The following is a 6,816-nucleotide window of genomic DNA, read 5'->3' as shown; positions in this document are numbered from 1 at the left end:
GCTGAAATCCAAAACACAAGAAATGTCGCGGACGAACTGGCTCGAGTTGCGCAAGCGTTGGAGACCATCAGCCGAAGCGGCATCATCAGGGGTTGACGTACAAACGTACGCCTCAACACTCATCCAACACTCAATGCCAGTGCTATGTTCGCCGACACGGGGCGTTCATAACTCGGCCGATGTCCCGTGTTTTTCGGCTTAAGCGTAGCGTGCTGTCGGGCAGTATCGGGTAGGTCTTAGACTGTCGATCCGGTGGTTGCGGGTTCGAGTCCCGTCGCCCTCGCTACGCAATCACGCCCGTAAACTCCATGGCCAATGGAGTTTCGGGCGTTTTTGTTGCGCCCAGCACGAGAGGTCGCTCCCGAGGAAAATAGGTTGGCCTGGCACAACCTTCAACAAGTCGCAACGCAAATCGATTCTGTTCACGGCTCGCGATAGGGCTGGCCCGTTTCGAAGAGCTTGATGCGATCCTCGGCGGCTTGGATCGCGGGCGCCTGGGCTCCCGCGGATTTCAACTGCTCGCAATTCTCTTTGGCATAGCGAACGGCCTCGTCGAATTGGCCGTTTTCGGCATAGGCGCAGGCCAGCGTGTCTACCAATCCTGGTTGCTGCGGACCAGCGGCATCGAGTGCCTGCTTGGCCAACCGTACGGCTTCGGGGCCGTCGCGGAGCGCCGGATCAGTACTCGTGGCGTTGATCCACGCGATATTGTTTGCCCATAACCAACTCTTGTTGTTGGCATCCATGGCGGGGCTCAGCTCCAGAGCCTTGCGAAAGTAGGCGATCGATTCCGCCGGACGACGCAACGCTAACAACTCCTGCGCCACTTGGGCCTGCGTCACGGGGTTTTGCGGCTGCAACTCGGCCATTTGCCTGAGCACCTCGAACGCCGCGGCATGCTCGTTACGCGCTACGAAGTAACGAGACAGCGCGTCGCGGACGGGCACGTTCTGCGGCACCCGGGCCGCGTACTCCAAAAGCACTTCGCGCTGCCTCACATCCTCTTTGTTCCTGCCGAGTGCCGTGGCCAATTCCAGCACGAGCGACTCCTCATCGGGATTCGTCTTGACCAGTCCGCTGAGCGTGGCAACCGTCAGGCCGAGATCGCGGGTGTCTTTCAAAGAGCGCACGATGAGGTCCCGCGCGGTCTGACTGTGGGGGTCGATCCTGAGCGCTTCCTGAAAATGCCCGAGAGCATCCGTCGGGCGAAATGCGATGGCATCCCGCAGTCCCGACATGATCTCGTAGTCGACCGTCTTGGGCATGATGTTCAACGATTTCGCCCACCTATCCAGGGCCGCCAGGTCCGGATGCTTCGCGATTTGCACGGCGCTCGCGTCGAAGTCGATCGACGTAAACAAGTGCAATGGCGCCAAGAATTCGAGCAGCAGATTCGAGTCTGTGTTCAAGGGCAGGTCCGTTCCCACGCCGGCGCCGAAATCCAGTGTCTTCTCGTCTCGGCAGAAATGCCGCAACAGCGCCATCCGCAGGTCGGCCAGGCCAAAATAATGGATCAAGTCTTCGCGAATCTCGGGGGTGTCGTTCACCACCTTCTGTAGCCTTTCCAGCGCGGCCGGATCGACGTCGATGGGCTCTTCCGAAGCCAACAGCAGCGTGTCGCTGGGGATACCCGTGCAAATGACGCAATTGGGAAACTCGCTGCGTAGCGTCCGCAGGATCAAATTGTATTCGTCGAGCTTGAGATTATAGGTTTGCACCCATTGGGCCAGGACTCCTCCTGGTTTGAGGTGCGTGCGCGCGGCGCGAAAGAATTCGCGCGTGAACAAGTTCGATACGCCCGCCAACCAGGGATTAGAGGGCTCGGAGATGATCAAGTCGTACTTCTGGTCGCTCCCTTGCAGCGTCGTGCGACCATCGCCAAATATCATTTTGAAGCGGGCCTGTTCGTCGATCTGCGCATCGCTGCGGCGCTCGGGCTCGGGTAGCGCCGCGTTGCGCTCCTGCAAGGCCTCACGCGTCTGCTCGTGCGGCCGATGATTCACGTGGGCAAAGTACGAGGCGGCGCTATACACCGCCGGCTCGATCTCGCAGCAGGTGACGTGCGTGCCCGGGAACATCAGGCTCACGCCTGAAGTCGTGCCGCTGCCGAAGCCGATGACCATGACGTCGCGCGCGTCGGGTTTAAGAATTCTTGGCACGTACGCCAGGCAGGACTGCGTGACCATGTCCAAGCCGTCGCTGGCGTCCACCTTGCCGTTCACGCGCAGATTCCTTACGCCGTCGACAGTCGAGGTGGCGACCAACACGTTGCACGACGCGCCTTCGGCGAAGTAATTCTGCTGGATAGCCGAAGGTTTTTCCAACGGATTGCCGTACATGTACATGCCCAGGTTCGTGCGCAACGGATCGTGCGGAATGAGAATGCCGCCGACGACGGCCGCCCCCACGGCCAGACATCCGGCCGCCAACATCCGCGCGGGCCCGCTGCGCAACGGCAACACCAGCACAAGCGTCACCACGTACAGCCCCGTGGCCAACGCAATCGACCCATAGGTGCCGATCCAAGGAAACAGCACGACCGCGGTGAGCGTCGCGCCGAAGATCGACCCCAGCGTGTTCCAGGCGTAAACGTCGCCTACGGTGCGTCCGACCCGCGCCGCGCTGGCCCGCGTCAGGTCGACAAACAGCGGAAACAGAATGCCCATCGCGATCGATGGAATCAGTTCCAGGCAGGCGCTGGCTGTCACGCAGACCAGGGCGTTGCCCGACAATGTCTGTCGCAGTTTGTTGACCAGGTTCGGGGTGTTGACCTTGCGCAGATCCACCATCAGCGCCAGCGCCAACTGCGGCATCAAAAGCGCAGCGATCAGGCAGCTCAGGGCCAGGGCGCCGATCACAATCACGGGCAACCAGGGATTGAACGCATAACGTCTCAGGAATAAATGGAACGTTAGGCTGCCGACGGCGATGCCTATCAGCACCACGAACAACGTTGCGCTGTAGGTATATGCCGAACCGCCCAGCAGCAGCGCCAGCTGCCGGCTCCAGGTCATCTCGAGAATAAGAGCCCCCAAGCCTGATAGTGTCACGGCTACGTACAAGCCCAATAACGACAGACCCGGCGCTGATACATCGATCGCCGGCGAGATGGCCGCCGCGGTCGGCACGCGTGCTGTCGGGGCCGACTTGCGCTGCGGCTGCGTCACGCGTTGAGTCAGGTAGACCGCCACGGCGCCGATCGAAATATTGACTGCCGCCGCCAGGTAGTTGGCAACAACCAGCCCATGCTGCGGCAGCAGCCAGAACCCTGTCAGAAAACAGCCGGCCGCCGCGCCGAACGTATTGATTGCGTATAGCCAGCCCGTGGCCTGATCCAGGCGGCCGTCGCGGGCCGTCAGTTCACGAATCAACAGCGGGAGCGTGCCCCCCATCAACACGCAGGGAGGGCCCACGACCAATAACGTCACCACAAATTGCAGCAAGAACCGCAGCAGCGGATCGCCCGGAAGTCGCCAATAGAATCCGGCCGATTGTTCGACCAGAAATTGAATCTGCAGCGGAATCACGATGGCCAGCGCGCCGATCGCCAGCTCGCAACATCCATACCAGCGCAGCGGTCGCAAGACACGGTCGGCATAGCGCCCCAGCAGATACGCCCCCACACCCAGCCCGAACAAGAACGAGCCCCCGACGGCGGCAAACGCCAGGCTGGAGCTGCCCCACACGTGGGCAAAGCGTTTGAACCAAATGACCTGATAGGCCAGGCCGGTCCCGCCGGAGAGGCAGAACATCAACGACGCCAGCCAGAAGATGTTTCGTGACGTCCGCTGCTCGATATCCGCCGTTTTCACGCGGGCTCTCCCCCGTTCGCCGATAGGACTGATCAACGCGCTCAGAATTGCGACGTCGCGTCCAACTGGCCCCCCACGGCCTGCTCTGGCCTGCGGGCCGGAGCCGAAACTTTTTATCGTAGTTGCCGGCCGCACTGCTGTCGACAGACCAGCGGCACATCGCTACCAGCCAAAAACGGCCGGCCTGAGGCACCTTTTCCTGAAAGAGCGACCAGGCCTGCCCAATATCCAGGCCTGGGTGGCGAATAACAATGGTGGGGCAAGCCAATTCATTGGAATCGGTGGGACTGATGTTCACCTTCTTCGTGTGGTGTCTGCTCTTTGTGTTCTGCTGGCCGCTGGCGATTCTGGTGCTGTTTCTGTACCCGATCGTGTGGTTGGTGCTGCTCCCCTTGCGGCTGATCGGCCTCACCTTCGAGGCGCTGTTCGAGACGCTCGAAGCGCTGCTCACCTTGCCGGCGCGGATCGTCCGCCATATCTAAGGCGGCTTTGCCTTCTCTCGAACGTCGGCACTCGACCGGCTTCCCCGTGGCGATTTTCACCAGTGGGACAAATCGGCTCTAGCGTCCTCGGCGGACGCGTGACTGGTCTTAGCACGACAGCTAGAATCCAGACGTTTCATCGTTTGCATACTCGCCCCTGGGAGAAGCCGTCGATGTCGGATGTTGCCAAACTGGTCGCGTCGCTCGAGTCGGGCGATGCGGCCCAACGACAGTCGGCTGCCGAAGAGTTGTCTCGCCTGGGGTCCGACGCGCGGCCGGCTGCCGTAGCCCTGGTCGCGGCCTGTGGTGATGAGCAAACGCGCGAGCCGGCCGTGGCAGCATTGGAGGATCTTGGGCCGCCGTCGTCGTCGGATGTGGCAACATTGGCCTCATTGCTCGCGCGACCATCGCTCGAAGTGGCGTATTGGGCGGCCACGTTATTGGGCCGCGCCGAGGCCGCTGCCGCGCCGGCCGTGCCTGCGCTGATCACGGCACTCGAAAAACATCCGGCGATGGCCGTTCGGCAGCGGGCCGCCTGGGCCTTGGGTAAGATCGGTCGGCCCGCCACCACGGCACGTGCGGCTTTGGATGCGGCCGCAAGCAACAGCGACGCTCGCCTAGCTTCGCTCGCGCGCGATGCACTGTCCGCGCTGGACTGTTAACAGCAGGCGCGCTCGTGGCACCCCACAGCGTCAAGAGCGAATCACCGACGTGCTCGCAAAGGACTTTCATGACCAACATTCAGTACAGCGATCACACCGACACCGTCGCCCGCAAGCTGCAACTGCTGGAAGCCGCCTACAAGGCAGGCAAGCTCGATGTGGCCATGTCGCTGGCGGCTTCGATCAAAGAGACGCTCGACTTCGAGCGGCAAACGCAGGCTGCCGAGGGCGAGCCGCAGCTGCCAGCCTCCTCGTCCGTCCCCGTCAGCCAGTTGCCGCCGGCCGTGGCGGCCTGGGCGCGCGGTTGGTCGTACTGCAAACCGCTGACGCTGTTCGAAACCGTCGGCATCGCCCGCGCGGCAGAGCCTGTGGATCTGAGCGTTGCCTTTCCGGCTGATCAATGCGTCGATCCGGCACGCGAAGTGCGCGTGGCGCAGTGGGATGCGGAAGACAAGAAGCTCCGCGAAGTGTCCAGCCAAGTGTATGCCGAAAAGCGACTCGGGGGCGAGCGGCAGGTGCGACTCGTTTTTCTGGCCGATGTGGCGTCCCACGACGCGGCTCCGTACCTGATTTTGCACGGCAACACCCAGGCCGAGTTACCCGATTACGCCAGCGATCTACGCGTGACAGGCGAGGGGTACGGATTGGACATTGCGAACCGTCATTACCTGGCCCGCCTCTCGCGCCAGACCGGTCAGCTCGAACGGCTTACTTATGCGCGCGAGCATGGGCTGGAACTGTACGCCGGCGGCAAAGGACATGGCGAGCCGCCCGACATCGATTGGGGGCACGACTACGTCGACCAGGGCAACTTTCAGAAATTGCGCATGCGCAACTGGCCTGCCTGTCCTAATTATGAAGTCGTCCGCGGTCCGTTGTGCGTGCAGGTTCGCCGCTGGGGTTTTCCTGCCAGCCCCATGCACCCGCTGTTCACACCCAGCCGCATGCATATGGACATCAAATACACGTTTTACGCTCGCGCACCTTATTTCCTGAAGCAGGGTCGGATGGACATGGTGCAGGATTTCGACATCGAGGCCACCCGCGACGACGAGTGGGTGTTTTCCGGGTATTCCTTTACAGACAGCGTGTGGATCGACTCGTCGGGCCGGCTGCACGAAGGTACGGTCCCGCCAGACCAGGTCGATGCGTTGTGGGGCGTGGGATTCATGAATCGCACCAGTCGCGATTCCTTCATCGCGCTGCGACTGGTACACGAGGCTGCAGGGCTCGCATCGCTGCCGCACGGCGGTGTGCCGACTTTGCACTATGCCGGCCACGGCCAATTATGGAGCCGCTATCCGGCCGGCAAGGCACACATGACGACCGGCGCGTCGATCCGACAGCAGAATGCCTACCTGATGTCACCCTATCCCGAGCAGGATGCCGCGACAAAAATCCAAGAGACGCGTCACCGGTTGCTTAATCCGCTGGCCGTGCGCGGCGAAATGCCGACGGCATTCAAGGGCGCGACGGCGAACCCGCGTGCCCTGGCGCGCCCCGGCGAGACGGCAGACACAGCCGCGCTTAAACCGGCCATCTGGAAGGCGCTGGCCGAGGTGCGCGACGAACAACTGTACGCCATCGACGCCAACATCGTGGACAAGGGCTACGTTTACGACGTCGGCGTGCGCAACGGCGTCGTACGCATCGTGCTGACGATGCCCCATCGGGGCCGGCCGGTGTACCAGTTCTTTGTTTTCCAAGGGGGCGGCCGCGTCGAGGAAGGGATCCGCGAACGCGTGCAAAAACTGCCAGGCGTGCGCGACGTGATCGTCGACTTCACCTGGGAACCGGCCTGGACGTCGGCCCGACTGACCGACCGCGGTCGCACGGCACTCGGACTGCCTGTTTGACCAT

At 62.1% G+C, this 6,816-nt stretch carries 4 protein-coding genes; 3 read left to right on the top strand and 1 reads right to left on the bottom strand.

The window, feature by feature from the left end; translation table 11 throughout:
* Positions 1 to 422: 422 nt before the first annotated feature.
* Positions 423 to 3,812, bottom strand: coding sequence for a fused MFS/spermidine synthase (locus VGG64_26075; GenBank protein ID HEY1603099.1), 3,390 nt, complete (start codon positions 3,810 to 3,812; stop codon positions 423 to 425).
* A 290-nt stretch (positions 3,813 to 4,102) separates the two neighbouring features.
* On the opposite strand from VGG64_26075, the gene VGG64_26070 reads away from it, so the two are divergent.
* From VGG64_26070 to VGG64_26060, 3 genes are all read left to right on the top strand, one after another.
* Entirely contained in the window at positions 4,103 to 4,294 is a 192-nt protein-coding gene (locus VGG64_26070) for a hypothetical protein (protein ID HEY1603098.1), read from the top strand.
* 173 nt (positions 4,295 to 4,467) lie between these two features.
* Entirely contained in the window at positions 4,468 to 4,956 is a 489-nt protein-coding gene (locus VGG64_26065) for a HEAT repeat domain-containing protein (protein ID HEY1603097.1), read from the top strand.
* 68 nt (positions 4,957 to 5,024) lie between these two features.
* Positions 5,025 to 6,812, top strand: a complete 1,788-nt coding sequence (locus VGG64_26060) for a hypothetical protein (protein HEY1603096.1) — start codon at positions 5,025 to 5,027, stop codon at positions 6,810 to 6,812.
* The last annotated feature ends 4 nt before the right edge of the window (positions 6,813 to 6,816 follow it).

The organism is Pirellulales bacterium (genome assembly GCA_036490175.1).
Taxonomy (GTDB): Bacteria; Planctomycetota; Planctomycetia; order Pirellulales; family JACPPG01; genus JACPPG01.
This window is presented reverse-complemented; position numbering and strand designations above follow the sequence as displayed.

Coding starts and splice junctions, on each gene's coding strand:
- VGG64_26070 (HEY1603098.1), top strand. CDS start 4,103: ATGTTCACCTTCTTCGTGTGGTGTCTGCTCTTTGTGTTCTGCTGGCCG.
- VGG64_26060 (HEY1603096.1), top strand. CDS start 5,025: ATGACCAACATTCAGTACAGCGATCACACCGACACCGTCGCCCGCAAG.
- VGG64_26065 (HEY1603097.1), top strand. CDS start 4,468: ATGTCGGATGTTGCCAAACTGGTCGCGTCGCTCGAGTCGGGCGATGCG.